This is a genomic window from Marinobacter sp. SS13-12 (genome assembly GCF_030227115.1).
GTDB lineage: Bacteria > Pseudomonadota > Gammaproteobacteria > Pseudomonadales > Oleiphilaceae > Marinobacter.
Window position 1 is genome coordinate 340482 of the sequence record NZ_JASSUA010000002.1, and the last position, 15849, is coordinate 356330.

Sequence of the window (15849 nt, forward strand, 5' to 3'; positions counted from 1 at the left end):
TCAGCGTTGTGCGGAAACAAAAAACGCGCGGAATCAAAAACAGGACGGGCAACTACCAAAACAACTGAGATGCGTCTTATTCGTGAACTGCTGTGCTAATCTTTCCTACGAGAGGCACTGTACTCTTATGCTCCCCGCCTTTGCAAGTCTATTTTGACAGGATCGATAAGGCATGACTCTTTTTCTCCTCATTATGTCCCACCTGTTTGTTCCACTGGTGTTCATTGTTGCGGTAGGTTTCGGTAAGGCAGCATCCCGCATCCACTGGTTGAGCTATCTGGCTCTGGCCGTTGTTTATCTGCTGCTTATCCAGCAGGCAGGCGCCTGGATATGGCTTGGTGGATACTGGCCCTGGCTGTTCTGGGCTGGCCTGGTGGGGAGCACAGCCTGGTTCCTGATGCGCCACATGTCGGCGCTGCCGGTGTGGCCAGCCTGGCGGCCGGTGGCGATCTTGTCGCTGGGTTTCAATATTGCCGTGTTGGCCGCCCTCCTGGTGCCTGCCTGGTCTGTACTGGAGGCGGCAAATCCGGGTACCGAGCCTGTTGAGTTGCGATGGCCCCTGATCGAGGGGCAATACCGGGTCGGGCAGGGAGGCAATTCCCATGTAATGAATCACCACTATGGAATCGATGCTCAGCATCATGCGATTGACGTGGTTCGTACTGTCCGCTTCGGTCTGCGCACCCATGAGATGGTTCCCGACGTGCTGGAGGATTATGGCATCTGGAATGCCCCGGTAGCAGCGCCGTGTTCGGGCGAGGTAACGAACGTCGGCACCGGCTTACCGGATCAGACGCCCCCCCGGAACGATCGTGACAATCCTGCCGGTAATTTCGTGGCTATCCACTGTGGCAAGGTGACCGTGGTGCTGGCGCACTTACGCCAGGGGTCGGTTTCGTTGCAGCAGGGCGATAAGGTATTGTCAGGGGATCTGATAGGGCGAGTGGGCAATTCCGGGAATTCCAGTGAGCCCCACCTTCACGTGCATGCGGTACAGGGTCGGGTCTCCGATCACGATAACCTTATGTGGGAGGCCAGGGGCCAGCCCATGAGTTTCGATGGTCGGTATCTTGTTCGCAATGATGTTGTCGGAAAGAGGATTGATCGATGAAGTATATCTTTGAGGTTCGCATCCGGGAGGGGCATACAGCAGAGGAGTACGCCGATGCCTGGGTTCGTGCCAGCGAAATTATCCAGCAGGCACCCGGTGCACGAGGAACGGAGCTACACCGCAAGATCGACGACCCGAATGTGTTGATTGCCATTGCCAGTTGGGACAGCAAGGCGGACCGGGATGCCATGGAAGGGCAGCACAATCCGGAGGTTGCCCGCATTATCCGCAGTGCCGCACCGTTTTGCGAGATTACACCCATCGGGGAGTTTGAAGATCCGGAATGGGTAGTGATGCCGCCGGGCAAGCGAGGTAACTGAGTGGCCCATGCTGGTAAACGCCCGCAGATTTCGCCTCGCACGGCGTTGATGTTCCAGGGCGGCATCGGGGTGGTGGGGCTGGCGGCCATCGCCTTGTTTGGAATTCCCGTCTATTACAATGGTGTGAGCCCCGCCACTGCGCTGTTCTGGGGGCTGGCCGGAAGTGTGGCGACCTATGCTGTGATCCTGCTGGTGAGCCGTCTGCCCGGTCTGGTCCGCGATTCGCTGGAATCCCAGCTCGAGCAATTACACCGGTTCGCGAGTGATTATTCCTGGACTGTCCTGATTGCCCTCTCGGTCTTTGCCGGCGTAGGAGAGGAGTTGCTTTTCAGGGGTGCGATCCAGGGCTGGCTGGCCCAGCATGTGCACGATGCAGTAGCAATCTTGTTGGCTTCGTTGCTATTCGGGCTGGTGCACTATCTGTCATTTACCTATTTTGTATTGGCCACCGGGCTGGGTATGACATTAGGAACGGTCTATGCAACGACCGACAGCCTGGTCCTGGTGATGGTCTGGCACGGTGTATACGACATGATTGCCCTGTATTGTCTGCGCCGGTTTCCGGAATGGTTCGGGGTGCGGGTTGGATAAGCCAGCGAAGCTTCGCCTGTTCTTCGGGCTGGAAATTCCGGAACCGGTCAAACAGCGGTTACTGTCGATTCAGCAGCCGGTAGCGGATGCCCGCTGGCAGCGAGCGGACCAGTTGCATCTGACACTGGCGTTTCTCGGCAGTGTAGAGGCGCAAAAGCTCCCGGACATTTGTGATGCGGCCCGGAAGCTTGCCGTTGAGCCCTTTGATCTTACCGTGACCGGGATTGGTTGTTTTGGTCACCCCGACCGCCCGAAGAATCTCTGGGCAGGTGTGCAGCCGGTGAATGAGTTGGCCAGGTTGCATGATGAACTCTGTCAAAGACTGGCAGCGTGTGGATTCGGGCCAGAGAAGCGTACTTTCCGACCGCATATTACGCTCTCCCGTTTCAGTAAGGAGCCCGGTTCGGTGCGGCAATTGTTGCTAGAGCACCAGGCTGTCCAGGCCGGTACGTTTTCCGTGAATCAGTTTGCGTTGTTCGAGAGCGTCTGTGGAGGGCAGGGGTCCGCTTATCAAATCATCGAAAGGATTCCGCTGGCGGGACCAGAGTGACATTGAGCGCCCACGGGGGAAGAATTTTCGGTAAGATTCGAGGTTGAACCATTTTTTGGGATGCTCCGAATGTTCTACTACGAAGTTGAGCCACGATTCAGCGATACTGATGCGCTCGGTCATATCAATAATACCGTCTATCCGGTCTGGTTCGAGCAGGCCAGAACCCCGGTTTTCCGGATCTTCCATCCGTCCCTGACCCCTGAAGGCTGGCCCCTGATCCTTGCCAGAATGGAAATAGACCTGAAGGCACAGTGCTACTGGGCAACTCCGGTAGAGGTGCGCTCTGGTATCGGAAAGATCGGCAACTCGTCTTTCGAGGTTATTCAGGAAGCCTGGCAGAACGGCGCGCTGGTGGCCCGTGGCGTAACCGTGCTGATCCATTTCGATTACGAGACGCAGAAGTCCGTTCCTGTCCCCGACGAGATTCGTAACCAGCTTACCGGGCACGTTTTCGAGGAATAGGCGGGTCTTCAGTAAGCATAGCCGGGAGGCGTGATGGACAGCTTTAATAAAAACGAAGTGGAACGCATTTTCTCATCAGCACCGTTCATCGCCGATCTGGGCCTTGAACCGGTCTCCATCGAATCCGGAGAATGTCGCTCCAGACTGGTGCTTGAGAAAAGGCATCTGCAGCAGGATGGCTTTGTTCACTTTGGGGTGCAGGCCACGGTGGCGGACCATACTGCTGGTGCGGCAGGCGCCTCCATGGCAAAGCCCGGGCAGATTGTGCTTACGTCGGATTTCTCGCTGAAGTTGCTGCGGTCGGCAAAAGGCACCCACCTTGAATGTATTGCTACCGTGCTCAAGGCGGGGTCCTCCCTGACCGTCGTGGAGTCAGAGGTGTTTTGTGGTACGGCTGATGATATGCGGCTTGTTTCCAAGGCAACCGTTACGCTTGCTGTCGTCAGCCCCCGTCAAGCTCCCCGATAGCCCATGAAACCCGCCATCCCACCGGAGAACTTTATAGAACTCTTGCTGGACGCGATCTTTGTGGTCGACCGTGATGGCTATGTTCGATATGTCAGCGCAGCCAGTGAACGGGTTTTTGGTTATCTGCCCAAGGAGATGATTGGCCAGCCCATTCTCGATTTTGTTCATCCGGAAGACCGGAAGAAAACCCGGCAAGCCGTGAATGAGATCCTGCAGGGTGAGTTGAAACCCAATTTCGAAAACCGCTATGTCCGCAAGGATGGCTCGATTGCCCGAATCATGTGGTCTGCCCGCTGGTCAGAGGAAGAGCAGGTCCGGGTCGCTGTGGCTCGGGATGTGACTGAGCGCAGGCGGTCGGAAGCCATGCAGGCGGCCATGTATGCGATATCTGAGGCTGCGAACAGTCCGGACAGTTTACCGGCCATGTACCAGCGAATTCACAGGGTGGTCGATGACTTACTGGTGGCTCCTGGCTTTATGGATGCGATTGCTGAACCGAACGGCGAGGCGCTGAACATTCCTGATACCGAGAAGGACCGGGAGTTGCTCGAGTTTGTCAGAGTGCAGGTTGCGGCGGCCGTAGAGCGCAAGCAGATGCATTCCCAGCTGGAATTGATGGCCAACTATGATCAGCTGACAGGCCTGCCCAACCGTCGACTGTTTATGGACCGGATTCACAAAGCGCTGGAGCATGCGGCCAGGGCCAAGGGCAACCTGGCTGTGCTTTATCTGGACCTGAACAATTTCAAGGAGGTCAACGATACCTACGGCCATGAAGCTGGCGACGAGGTTTTACGGACGATGGCTGAGCGGCTGGCGCAATGTGTGCGGGCGGCTGATACCGTGGGTCGCCTCGGTGGTGATGAATTCATCGTATTGCTCGACACCATTGCACAACCGGACGACGCGTTCAGTGTCGCTGAAAAAGTACACGCCGCACTCAGTGAACCCTATGAGTTGTCCATGGCAAACCTGACCCTGATCCCCAGTATCGGCATCGCCGTATACCCGGAACATGGTGAGGAGCCTGAAACGCTGATTCGCCACGCGGACGGCGCTATGTATCGGGTGAAGAAGGGGGAGAGGTGAGCAGGTTCTTGCGCGGTTTGACCATCGCTCTGTTGGTGACGCCTTTGATGGCTTTGACCACATCTGCCCGCACGGAAACGTCAGCCCCCTTGTTTCCGGGGCTGGCCGAGCAAGCTGCAGGGCTTGAACGCCTCCATAGCCTGGTGATCGCCGTGGATGGCGAACCTGTATTTTCTCAGGCATTCCGGGGCCCCGGAACGGACAAGCCAGCCAATATAAAATCCCTGTCCAAGACAGTACTCTCTGCCGTCGTTGGCATAGCTATTGACCGTGGGGTATTCGCCAGTGTGGATCAGCCCATTGCAGAGATTCTGGATGTGCCGGCCACTGCCAGTAAACGGGTCAATGAGGTGACCATTGGCAACCTTCTGTCCATGCAGGCTGGTCTGCAGCGCACCTCTGGCCGCTATTACGGCGAGTGGGTCAACAGCGAGAACTGGGTAGACTACGCTCTCAGCCGACCGTTCGTGGCCGAACCCGGTGCTGAAATGCTCTATTCCACCGGCAGTTACCATTTGCTGTCTGCGGCGCTCACCGAGAACACTGGCCGTAGCACTCTTGCGGTCACCCGTGACTGGCTGGGTGAGCCATTGGGCATCCGGATTCGTCCCTGGCTGAAGGATCCCCAGGGCATTTATTTCGGGGGCAACGACATGCGCCTGTCTCCCATGGCGCTGCTTAAAATCGGCGAACTGTATCGTAACGGCGGCGTGCATGCCGGCAAGCAACTGCTTTCGCCGGAGTGGATCGACCAGTCATGGACCCAGCGTGGCACGTCCCGGTATACCGATGACCGCTACGGCTACGGCTGGTTCGTGACCGACCTGGGAGGGCATCGCGCCTATTATGGCCGTGGTTATGGCGGGCAGATGCTGTACGTTTTTCCGGATCTGGAAATGACAGTGGTCATGACGTCTGATCCACAACCGCCTGCGTCACCGTCTTTCATGCAGAAACAGAATGCGCTGCTGGAAGAGTTTGTTATTCCTGCTTTCCCGCTTCCCCCTGCTTCCTCGCCTCAAAACTCTCAAGCTCAACGTTGATGGCGTTGGTTGAGATCACGATTTCATACAGTGAATACAGCAGGGATATGGAAAGCAATATCAGGCTGATGCCGAACGCGATGGCGCCGGCAAGCTCTGCCCCCACAAACAGCACGAACATGGACATGGTGCAGAGGAAAAAGCTCAGCACACCGTAAGCCTGCATGCGTTTGGTCAGCAAAATGCGTTTGCGCAGCATGCTGATCTGCCTGGCGATCAGGGCGTGGTCCTCTTCCGTGTCCATCTGCTTGAGCTGGCGGATCAGCTGGGCAAGTACCAGAAAGCGATTGGTGTAGGCCAGCAGCAACAATGAAATCGCCGGGAACAACAGAGCGGGGGTGGTCAGTGTCAACGTCGGCTCCTTGATGTATTGAATCCTGGGAAAAAGGTCTTTCAGTCTATAGTTGGTCCGGGGCGTTATCCAGCCAGTGTTATTGGCCTCAGGCGACTACAGATAAAACGTCAGGCGGGTAATCCGAGAGGGCAGGATGACAAGAGCTGGCAGGCTGACGTTTTTGGTTGTGCCAGTGTCGTATTGGTTCACTCCCACAACCGCAAACACGGTCACATTAGAGCTATCGACAACCCCGTAAGGGAGAGATAGCAATGGCCGTTAAATTCGAACAAGTAGCTCAGGAATATCCGCAACAACGGGCGGGCGCCGCGCGCCAGCCTGACAGCGTCGACCAGTCTGATCGTCGCGTTCCCATCAACCTGCGCCAGTCCGGTCCTACGCCGGTGGAGATGCTGATTTCCACACGGGTCCGCAAATCGCCGTACTGGCATCTGTCCTATGAGGCTGGCTGCTGGCGGGCAACCGTTTACAACCGTATGTATCACCCCCGGGGTTACGTCCACCCGGAAGACGGCGGTGCCATGGTGGAATACGAATCCCTGATAAACGACGTCACCATGTGGAACGTGGCGGTGGAGCGCCAGATCCAGGTCAAGGGCCCGGATGCAGAACGCTTCGTGAACTACGTGATCACCCGGGATGCCACGAAGATAAAGCCCATGCGCGGCAAGTACGTCATCCTGTGCAACGAGGAGGGCGGTATCATCAATGACCCGGTGCTACTGCGGGTGGCCGAGGATGAGTTCTGGTTCTCCCTGTCCGACAGTGACCTGGAGTTCTGGCTGCGGGGTGTGAATATCGGTATGGGCTTCGATGTCAGCATCGCGGAAATCGATGTGGCACCGGTACAGATCCAGGGACCCAGGTCCGAGGCACTCATGGCCGATCTTTTCGGTGAGGGGGTGAAAGACATTCCCTACTACGGGCTGATGGAGGGCCAGGTTGCCGGCCACGACGTGATCGTTTCCCAGACCGGCTTCACCGGAGAAAAGGGCTACGAGATATACCTCAAGGAAGCCACCAAATACGCCGAGGACCTCTGGTATACCGTGCTTGCGGCGGGTGAGCCCCACAATCTCCGGGTTATCGCCCCTGCCCATCATCGCCGGATCGCCGCGGGCATTCTCTCCTGGGGCCAGGATGTGGACCAGGAAACCCTGCCGTTCCAGTGCGCCCTGGCTTACCAGGTACCGCGCAACAAGGATGCGGACTACATCGGCAAGCAGAAGCTTGAGAAAGCCCGCGAGCAGGTCGATGCCGGTCGTCCGCCCTTCAGCCACATCATGGTGGGTATCCGCTTCGGCGGCGCACCGGTGACTGACTATGCCAACGATTTCTGGCTGATCAGTGGCCCTGACGGCGGCGAGCCCGAGGGCTATGTCACGTCACCCTGGTATTCCCCGGAACTGGAAACCAATATCGCACTCGCCTACGTGCCATTCGACCTGCGCGCCGTCGGCACGCACCTGACGGTCCACTTGCCGGTGGAGTATGCCGCAGCGGACGGCTCAACCAGTGTTGAGGCAGAAGTGGTGGAAGTGCCGTTCCGGCCGTCGGTGAACCCCAATGCCCGCGAGCGGGCCCGGGCCAAAGGCATCGACTTCGCCGATTAGCAAACCGGCAGGGCGGGCGGCTGCGACCGCTCGATCCCTGCCTGCCCATACGGGTGGAAATGAGGTGCATGGGTTATGAAACTGGCGAGCACTAAACAGACGCTCAATCTCCGTGATGCGGAGGCGACATCACGGCTTCAGGCACTGGTGCGATCGGCTTCCATTGAAGCGACGCCCCGCCAGATCCTGGCAGCGGAACATCTGCCGGAGCTGCTGCCTGAGGGCACCTGCGTTTATGTGCCGTTTCTGCCCAGAGGGCAGTTCAGTGACACACTGGCCGCATGCACGCGTCTGCTGGAGGTGGGTATGCAGCCGATTCCCCATGTGCCGGCGCGAATGGCGGAGAGCCGCGGGCAGCTGCGAGACTGGTTGGCAGAGCTGGAAGAGACCCACGTTGACCGGTTGTTACTGATTGCCGGTGACAGTGATGCAGCCGCCGGGCCCTTTCCGGACACGTTGGCTGTGTTGGAGTCCGGCCTGCTGGCCCAGTTCCGGTTTCATGGGATCGGTGTCGCCGCCCACCCGGACGGACATCCCATGGCGGACCGGGCAACCCTGACCCAGGCCCTGGGTATCAAACGCGAATATGCCCGCACCACGGCCACGCGGCTGTGGGTGGTGACGCAGTTTACGTTTGATGCCGACGTAGTCATCGACTGGCTGCAAAGCCTGGGCAATATCCTGGAAGAGGTGCCTGTGTACATCGGGATAGCGGGGCCGACGCGTATGAAAACCCTCATCGCCTATGCCGCCCAGTGCGGAGTAGGGGCGTCCGCACGAGCGATGTTGCGCCGCCCCGGCAGCGCCAGACTGCTGCGTGCCTGGACGCCGGACGCCATGGTGCGTGCGCTGGTCCGGTATTGCCTGGACAACCCGGATACCCTGCTTCGGGGCATCCATCTTTTCCCGTTCGGCGGCTTGCGCCAGTCGGCGCAATGGATTCAAGAGCACAGCGGGTCCATTGAGGACCAGAGAGGCCAGTTCCATGAGTCTTCAGTACAATAAGCTGACATCTGCAACACCGACTCCTGCGGAGTATCTGCCGCCGGGGACGCCCGACATCGAGATCGCCCGCTCGGTCCAGCCTCAGTCTATCCTGCTGTTGGCTCAACAGCGTTTCGGGCTGCCGGGCGAGAGCCTCGTACCCTTTGGTCACTACAAAGCCAAGCTGGACATGGCCTATGTGGATACCTCCGCGACCGCGCCCCGGGGCAAGCTGGTGCTGGTCACCGCTATTACCCCGACGCCGGCTGGCGAGGGCAAGACCACCACCAGCGTGGGGCTGAACGATGGTTTGAACCGCCTGGGGGTGCGCTCCTCCGTGTGCCTGCGGGAACCGTCCCTGGGCCCCTGTTTCGGCATGAAGGGCGGGGCGGCCGGCGGTGGCCGGTCCCAGGTCATTCCGATGGAAGACATCAACCTGCATTTCAATGGCGACTTCCACGCCATCACCACGGCTCACAACCTGCTGGCATCGTTGATTGACAACCACATCCATTGGGGTAACGAAGCCGGGCTGGACCCGCGCTATATAAGCTGGCGCCGGGTCATGGATCTGACTGATCGCTCCCTGCGCAACATGGTGTGCGGCCTGGGTGGGACGCTCCATGGCGTGCCCCGTGAATCCGGGTTCGACATCACTGTATCTTCCGAGATTATGGCGATCCTGTGTCTGGCGGATGGGCGCGCAGACCTGAAAGAGCGATTGGGGAATATCATCATTGGCCGGCGTTACGACATGACCCCGGTCACGGTTCGGGATCTGGGCATGGAGGGCTCGCTGACGGTTCTGCTGAAAGAGGCGCTGCAGCCAAATCTGGTACAGAGCCTGGAGCATAATCCGGTGTTTATCCATGGCGGGCCGTTTGCCAATATCGCCCATGGCTGTAACTCCGTAACGGCTACCCGTGCAGCCCTGGCCCTGAACGAAGTGGTAGTCACCGAGGCCGGATTTGGTGCCGATCTGGGCGCGGAAAAGTTCATTGATATCAAGTGCCGGCAGTCTGGCCTGCGCCCCGATGCCGCCGTGGTAGTGTGCACCATTCGGGCCCTCAAGATGCAGGGCGGGGTTTCCCGCAGTCAAATGAATCTGCCCGACATGGACGCGCTCAGGAAAGGAGCGGCAAACCTGGAGCGGCACGTCCGCAACCTGCAGCAGTTCGGACTGACTCCGGTGGTCTGCATCAACCGTTTTCCGGACGACACTGAGGAGGAGATGGCACTGGTTCAATCGATCAGTGAAGACCTGGGGGTCAGGGCCGTGCCCGCTGACCACTGGGCGACCGGCGGTGAGGGTGCTACTGAACTGGCGCAGGCGGTGCTCGACCAGATGGACGAGGGTACCCCGGAGGTCAGGTTCCTCTATGAGGACAGCCTGCCATTGGCAGACAAGATCCGCACCATCGCCAGTCGTATCTATCATGCGGGCAGCGTGGAATTTACAACGGTGGCCAGGCGGCAGCTGGAGGAATACGAGAGCCTGGGGTTCGGGCACCTGCCAGTGTGTATCGCCAAGACCCAATACAGTTTCTCGGCGGATTCGTCAGTGAAGGGCGCGCCGTCGGGGCACATGCTGCCGGTGAGGGAAGTGCGACTGGCGGCCGGTGCCGGGTTTGTGGTGGTGGTGTGTGGCGACATCATGACCATGCCGGGCCTGCCGCGGCGCCCTGCAGCCCTGGACATTGCCCTGGATGAGAATGGCCTGGTGGTGGGGTTAACCTGAGCCGGTGTCCTCGCCCGGGCCATGACCTGAGCCATAAAAGGTACCGTAGGTCGGCTCGTCGCGGGCGCGCCTGAGCGCCTGCAGGGAGGATGATGGCAGACTGGTCATGGCCTGGGCCGTGGCAGTCTCGCCCGCTACCCGGGTATAAACCTCCATGCGTTCATACTTCGGAGCCCGTCCCATGACTTTACGGTAGCACCGGCTGAAGTGGGTGGCGGACACGAAGCCGCACATGGAGGCGATTTCTACAATCGAACACGAGGTCTGTTTGAGCAGTCGGCGGGCACGGTTCAGCCGTACCCGCAGATAATAGCGTGAGGGCGTACAGCCCAGGTGTTTCAGGAATAACCGTTCAAGCTGCCGGCGCGATATGCCGGCCAGCGCTGCCAGTTCCTGCAGTTCAATGGGCTCTTCGATGTTGGCTTCCATCAGCTGGGCAGCCTCTGCCAGCTTGGGCTGCGCACAGGCCAGTCGGGGATGCATGGGCATGGGCTGCTGTTCGCTGTCTTCCCGCACCCGGTCGCAGACAAACATGTGGGAAATTGCATTGCTGAGCTCTTTGCCATGGCGTCGTGCCAGGAAGCTGAGCATCATATGCATGGGCACCGTGCCGCCGGTGCAGGTCATGCGTTCCCGCTCAACCGTAAACAGGTGGTTGTTGGTCTGGACCCGGGGAAAGCCCTCCTGCATGGCTTCCAGGCATTCCCAGTGGGCACTGCAGGCGTGCCCGTCCAGCAGCCCGGCACTGGCCAGGACATAGGGCCCGGTACAGACAGCGCCAAGCAGGACATGCCGCCTGGCCATCTGCTTCAACCAGGCCACTTCCTTGCGGGAAAAACTCCGGGTGACATCGATGCCGGCAACCACGATGACCAGGTCAAAGCTGTGTTCTTCCTGAATGGATCCGTCCGGCACCATGGTGATGCCATCACTGGCACGAGCGTAGTCACCTTCGGCGGTGAGCAGTTTCCAGGAGTAGAGTTCGGTGCCGGCCAACTGGTTGGCTACGCGCAGAGGCTCGACCGCAGTGGCCAGTGCAATCAGAGTGAAGTTTTCGATCAGCAGGAAGCCGACCCGATAGGGCTCCTGGGAGGGCCTGTTGATGTGGGAACCTGTGTCCATGCCCATGATAAACCCCCTTGCCCTTCCTGGGCCGGTTGCGGTGCCTGGTGCTTGGCATGTCCGTTTGATCACCGCTACCTGAACACTAGCTGTTGCACCGGTATTGTGCAATATGTGATCAGGTCCAGCGTAGCATCATTCTAAGGTGGTGACCGGGCGGTTCATGGTCCATATGCGACATCACTGGTCCGAACGTGGTCCCGATGCGACCCGGGGCGCTGTCGTAAATCATCGTACCAATGTCGCCCGCAAGCATGCGACCGGGCAGCGGCGGCGATACTGTTGGTGTACATACCGAGGCAGGAGTCTGCAAAGTGGCGATCAGTCTGTTCGAATTGTTCAAGGCAGGCATTGGCCCATCCAGTTCCCACACCGTGGGCCCGATGGAAGCGGCATGCCGGTTTGCCGGCACCCTGGAAGAGGAAGGAGTGCTGCCGTCCGTGTATCGCCTCAAAGTCTCTCTGTATGGGTCCCTTGGTGCCACTGGCAAAGGCCATGGCACTGGCCCGGCTGTGATGTTGGGGTTGCAGGGTGCCAGACCCGACCGGATCGATCCCGAGGAAATGCCGGCTCAGCTCGACTGTATTCGAAGCGCCGGCACCCTGTTACTGGCCGGGCAACACCCGGTTCGCTTCCGGGAAGCAACAGACCTTGTGTATTACCGCCGGAAGTCGCTGCCGCAACACCCCAACGGCATGATCTGCCAGGTGTTCGATAAGACAGGGCAGTGCCTGCGCGAAAAGACCTATTACTCTATCGGTGGTGGTTTCGTGGTTGAGGGAATAACCGACGGGACTCTGCGAATCCGTGAGGACGAGACGCCGTTGCCGTACCCTTTCAGTAGCGGCAAAGCGCTGCTGGCCCTTTGCCGGGACCAGCACCTTTGCATCGCGGATATCGTGCTCGCCAACGAGCAGGCCTGGCGCACGCCGGATGAGATTCGCAGAGGTATTCTCGAGCTCTGGCAAATCATGCGGGCGTGCGTGCAGAACGGGATTCGCCACGAGGGGGAATTGCCCGGAGGCCTCAAAGTGCGTCGCCGGGCGGCATCACTCTACGGCTCGCTGATGGACAAAAAGCGGGTAGATCTGATTTCACCGTCCTTGAGTGCGCTGGACTGGGTCAATCTCTATGCCCTGGCGGTGAACGAGGAAAACGCCGCCGGCGGAAGGATTGTGACGGCGCCCACCAATGGCGCGGCGGGCATTATTCCAGCGGTGCTCCACTACTACTGGGAGTTCTGCCCCGGGGCGGACGAGGACGGCATTGTCCGCTTTATGCTGACCGCCGCGGCCATAGGGGCGCTGTTCAAGGAAAACGCCTCCATATCCGGGGCCGAAGTGGGCTGCCAGGGCGAAGTTGGTTCTGCCTGCGCCATGGCCGCGGCCGGACTTGCAGCGGCCACAGGTGGTTCACCGGAGCAGGTTGAGAACGCTGCTGAAATCGGCATGGAGCACCACCTGGGTATGACCTGTGATCCCATTGGCGGGCTGGTGCAGATTCCCTGTATCGAGCGCAATGCCATGGCCTCGGTAAAGGCCATCGACGCCGCGATTATGGCCCTGCGGGGTGATGGCAAGCACTACGTGTCCCTCGACAAAGTACTGCACACCATGAGGGAGACCGGCCGCGACATGCTGGACAAATACAAGGAAACCGCGAGGGGTGGGCTGGCGGTCAACATCATCGAATGCTGACCGCCATGCCTATTGACGGATAACCGGTCAGGATTTGACCCGGTCGTTATCCGGATCAAACAGTGCCCGGTAACCTACCGCCTCGATACGAATGGGGTAGTGCTCCTGGAAGTATTCCAGGGTCAGTTCCCGGCCCTCCTGGGCGTATTCCACAGGGATGTAACCCAGCAGGATGATCTTGCCTACCGATGGCCCCCAGGCGGCGCTGGTGTTGCAGGAACGCCGGCCATGGCTGTCCACCAGCACCTCGCCGGTTTTCGGGTCGAGGATGGGCCACTGGCCTACCGGATAGCGCAGCAGGCCGCTGGCGTCCCGGTGGTCGGTCATGGTCATGGTGCACAGATACGCCGCCTGGCGGGGCCATTCCCGTTGTTCCAGGTACGCTGCCTTGCCGTGGAAATCCGCTTCCTTGACCTTGGGCCGCTGCAGCCCGGCTTCATAGAGGTTGTATTCGGTTTCCAGGTCGACATTCTGCAAGCGCAGGCTCTTCTCCAGCCGCCGGGTGTTGGCGTAGGTTTCGATGCCCACCGGCGTAACGCCAGCCTCGAAGAGCAGGTCCCAGATCCGCAGGCCATAACTGAACGGGAAGTAGAGCTCCCAGCCCTGTTCGCCCACGTAGGAAATCCGGAAGGCCCACACCGGCACGCCGCGGATATTCAGCTCCCGGGCAGTGGCAAAGGGGAAGTTCTCCGCCGACAGTTGGTCCGGGTCAGTGACCAATTGTGCCAGGGTTTCCCGGGCCTTAGGGCCCCAGAGCCCCAGGGTGGCGAGTTCGTCGGTGCGATCCTGAATACGGATGTCGCCCAGCCCTTTCTCCCGGGCCATGCGGGTGATCCAACAGTGGTCCCGGTGGCCGGTATCGCCGCCGCAGACTACCCGGTAGTCGTTGTCGCCCCGGCGGATAATGGTCAGGTCGGAGCGGATGCCGCCGCGGGCATCGAGAAAGTGGGTGTAGACGCCTTTGCCATGGGGTGTGGTGCTACCCACCTTGGCCACCGACAAATATTCCAGCAGCGCTTCCGCGTCGTTCCCTGAGATGTCGAAGATGGCGAAGTGGGAGAGGTTGATCATGCCCACGGATTCGCTCATCTCCAGCTGCTCGGCGTTGGACACTTCCCAGAAATGCCGCGCGTCCCACTCGTGCTCCCGCACCGGGATGCGGTCGCGGTATTTCGCCAGCAGGGTAGACTCATTGGCGGCGTAGCCATGGGCCCGTTCCCAGCCGGCGGCTTCCATGAAGTAGGCTCCCAGCTCGACCTCCCGCAGGTAGAACGGACTGGTCCGCATCTTGCGCCCGGTCATGTAGGGCTCGCGGGGATGAACCGCCGGGGTGTAGATCTTCTTGGCGGTCTCGTAGCAGCGGTTGTAGACGTAATCCGGTGTTTTCTGCAGCGGGTAGTGGCGGGCGATATCGATACTGTGGGGGTCCATCTCCGGCGAGCCATGGGTCATCCAGTCTGCCAGTATTTTGCCCGCGCCGGGGCCATCCTTGACCCAGACTGCCTCGCAGAACCACAGGTTGCGCACTTCCGGAGCTTCGCCCATCAGGGAGCCACCGTCGGGTGTTACCGACAGCAGGCCGTTGAAGGAATGCTTTTCCTCCCAGCCCAGCTCGCCCAGGATCGGGGTCATTTCGATGGCTTTTTCGTAGGCATTCATGACCTGTTCCAGTGAGAGATCCCGCATCGACGGTGACATCCGCGCCTCACCGGGTTCGGCAATGGCGCCAGGGTAGACCAGCCGCGGATTCTCGGCCTCGTAATAGCCCCATTCGATACGACCACCCTCGGTGGTGGTGGGGTCACCGGTGTCCCGCACATAGGCGGAGTTGCCCTGGTCGCGGAACAGCGGATAGACAATCTGCTTGCCGGTGCCGGCCAGCTCCTCATAGGGGCCGAAAAACAGCAGGGGGTGCTCCAGTGGCATCAGCGGCAGTGGTGCATTGGCAGTGTTTGCCATCAACGGGCCCCAGATGCCCATGGAGAGCACCACGAATTCGGTCTCTATGTAGCCCTTGTGGGTTTCAACGCCCCGGACCTGGCCGTCCTGGACATCGATACGGATGGCCGGAGTGTAGGCAAAGGCCTGGAGTTTGCCGGTGGCTACCGCTTCCTCCACCAGGTCGCCGGCCACTTTCTGCGACCGGGGCACCACCAGGCCGGCGTCCGGATCCCACATGGCGCCCTGGATCCGGCTTTCATCGACCAGCGGGAACAATTCCTTCGCCTGTTTGGGTGAAATCATGCTGACGTTGGTGCCAAACGCTTTCCCGGAGCCCACCTTGCGGCGTAGCTCGTCCATGCGTTCGTCGTCATCAACCCGAGCGACTTCCATGCCTCCACACTTCACATAATTGCCACGCTTTTCATAAAAGGCCTGGCTGTACTTGGTGGTGTAGATATTCAGCTTGTCGTGGGAGGTGGTGAAGCAGAAGTCCGAGGCATGGGAGGTGGAGCCAATATCCGAGGGGATCGCGGATTTTTCCAGCCCTACGATATTGTCCCAGCCCAGCTCAATCAGGTGGTGGGCTACCGAGGACCCAACGATACCGCCCTGACCGATGATGACGACTTTTGCACGTTTCGGTAGTTGTGCCATCTTGATACCCCTTTGCCCACATTGAACGTCCGCATGCGCCAAGCCACGGCCTTGATTCAATGTGGCCCGGATTGGTCGGGGGAGGTAAATCCAATACGACACCAA

General features: G+C 59.6%; 15 protein-coding genes. 12 read left to right on the top strand and 3 right to left on the bottom strand.

All coding sequences use genetic code 11. From position 1 onward, the window contains the following. The first annotated feature begins 172 nt into the window (after window positions 1-172). The 8 genes from QPL94_RS14575 to QPL94_RS14610 all read left to right on the top strand — a co-directional run bounded on the left by QPL94_RS14575 (window position 173) and on the right by QPL94_RS14610 (window position 5637). Window positions 173-1111, top strand: coding sequence for a M23 family metallopeptidase (locus tag QPL94_RS14575; RefSeq protein ID WP_285358346.1), 939 nt, complete (start codon window positions 173-175; stop codon window positions 1109-1111). After that, complete coding sequence (locus QPL94_RS14580; RefSeq protein ID WP_285358348.1) at window positions 1108-1431, top strand: antibiotic biosynthesis monooxygenase family protein; 324 nt, start codon at window positions 1108-1110, stop codon at window positions 1429-1431. Before QPL94_RS14575 ends, QPL94_RS14580 begins: the two co-directional genes overlap by 4 nt. Further along, window positions 1432-2022: a CPBP family intramembrane glutamic endopeptidase gene (locus QPL94_RS14585; RefSeq protein ID WP_285358349.1), complete on the top strand. Its 591-nt coding sequence runs from the start codon at window positions 1432-1434 to the stop codon at window positions 2020-2022. After that, complete coding sequence (gene thpR, locus QPL94_RS14590) at window positions 2015-2572, top strand: RNA 2',3'-cyclic phosphodiesterase (RefSeq protein ID WP_285358351.1); 558 nt, start codon at window positions 2015-2017, stop codon at window positions 2570-2572. The genes QPL94_RS14585 and thpR overlap by 8 nt, the downstream gene beginning before the upstream one ends. A gap of 69 nt (window positions 2573-2641) precedes the next feature. Next, complete coding sequence (locus QPL94_RS14595; protein ID WP_285358352.1) at window positions 2642-3037, top strand: acyl-CoA thioesterase; 396 nt, start codon at window positions 2642-2644, stop codon at window positions 3035-3037. A gap of 33 nt (window positions 3038-3070) precedes the next feature. Then, entirely contained in the window at window positions 3071-3505 is a 435-nt protein-coding gene (locus QPL94_RS14600) for a PaaI family thioesterase (RefSeq protein WP_285358353.1), read from the top strand. Between the two features lie 3 nt (window positions 3506-3508). Further along, entirely contained in the window at window positions 3509-4594 is a 1086-nt protein-coding gene (locus QPL94_RS14605) for a diguanylate cyclase domain-containing protein (RefSeq protein WP_285358354.1), read from the top strand. A 47-nt stretch (window positions 4595-4641) separates the two neighbouring features. Beyond that, complete coding sequence (locus tag QPL94_RS14610; RefSeq protein ID WP_285358356.1) at window positions 4642-5637, top strand: serine hydrolase domain-containing protein; 996 nt, start codon at window positions 4642-4644, stop codon at window positions 5635-5637. Here QPL94_RS14610 and QPL94_RS14615 read toward each other — a convergent pair. After that, entirely contained in the window at window positions 5576-5989 is a 414-nt protein-coding gene (locus QPL94_RS14615; RefSeq protein WP_285358357.1) for a DUF2721 domain-containing protein, read from the bottom strand. The two genes, QPL94_RS14610 and QPL94_RS14615, sit on opposite strands and share 62 nt — an antisense overlap. Window positions 5990-6243: 254 nt before the next feature. On the opposite strand from QPL94_RS14615, the gene QPL94_RS14620 reads away from it, so the two are divergent. The 3 genes from QPL94_RS14620 (at window position 6244) to QPL94_RS14630 (ending at window position 10327) form a co-directional block, all read left to right on the top strand. After that, complete coding sequence (locus tag QPL94_RS14620) at window positions 6244-7605, top strand: glycine cleavage T C-terminal barrel domain-containing protein (protein WP_285358358.1); 1362 nt, start codon at window positions 6244-6246, stop codon at window positions 7603-7605. Between the two features lie 75 nt (window positions 7606-7680). Further along, window positions 7681-8610 (top strand): methylenetetrahydrofolate reductase, encoded by a 930-nt coding sequence (locus QPL94_RS14625; RefSeq protein ID WP_285358359.1) that lies wholly within the window; start codon window positions 7681-7683, stop codon window positions 8608-8610. After that, on the top strand, window positions 8591-10327 hold the full coding sequence (locus tag QPL94_RS14630) for a formate--tetrahydrofolate ligase (protein ID WP_285358360.1): 1737 nt from the start codon (window positions 8591-8593) through the stop codon (window positions 10325-10327). The genes QPL94_RS14625 and QPL94_RS14630 overlap by 20 nt, the downstream gene beginning before the upstream one ends. Here QPL94_RS14630 and gbdR read toward each other — a convergent pair. Continuing rightward, on the bottom strand, window positions 10319-11455 hold the full coding sequence (gene gbdR, locus QPL94_RS14635) for a choline metabolism transcriptional regulator GbdR (protein WP_285358361.1): 1137 nt from the start codon (window positions 11453-11455) through the stop codon (window positions 10319-10321). The genes QPL94_RS14630 and gbdR overlap by 9 nt on opposite strands. 308 nt (window positions 11456-11763) lie before the next feature. Between gbdR and QPL94_RS14640 the strand changes: the two genes are divergently transcribed. Then, window positions 11764-13146 (top strand): L-serine ammonia-lyase, encoded by a 1383-nt coding sequence (locus QPL94_RS14640; protein WP_285358363.1) that lies wholly within the window; start codon window positions 11764-11766, stop codon window positions 13144-13146. Window positions 13147-13173: 27 nt separating this feature from the next. Here QPL94_RS14640 and QPL94_RS14645 read toward each other — a convergent pair whose 3' ends face one another. Beyond that, entirely contained in the window at window positions 13174-15744 is a 2571-nt protein-coding gene (locus QPL94_RS14645) for a GcvT family protein (protein WP_285358365.1), read from the bottom strand. Window positions 15745-15849: the final 105 nt, after the last annotated feature.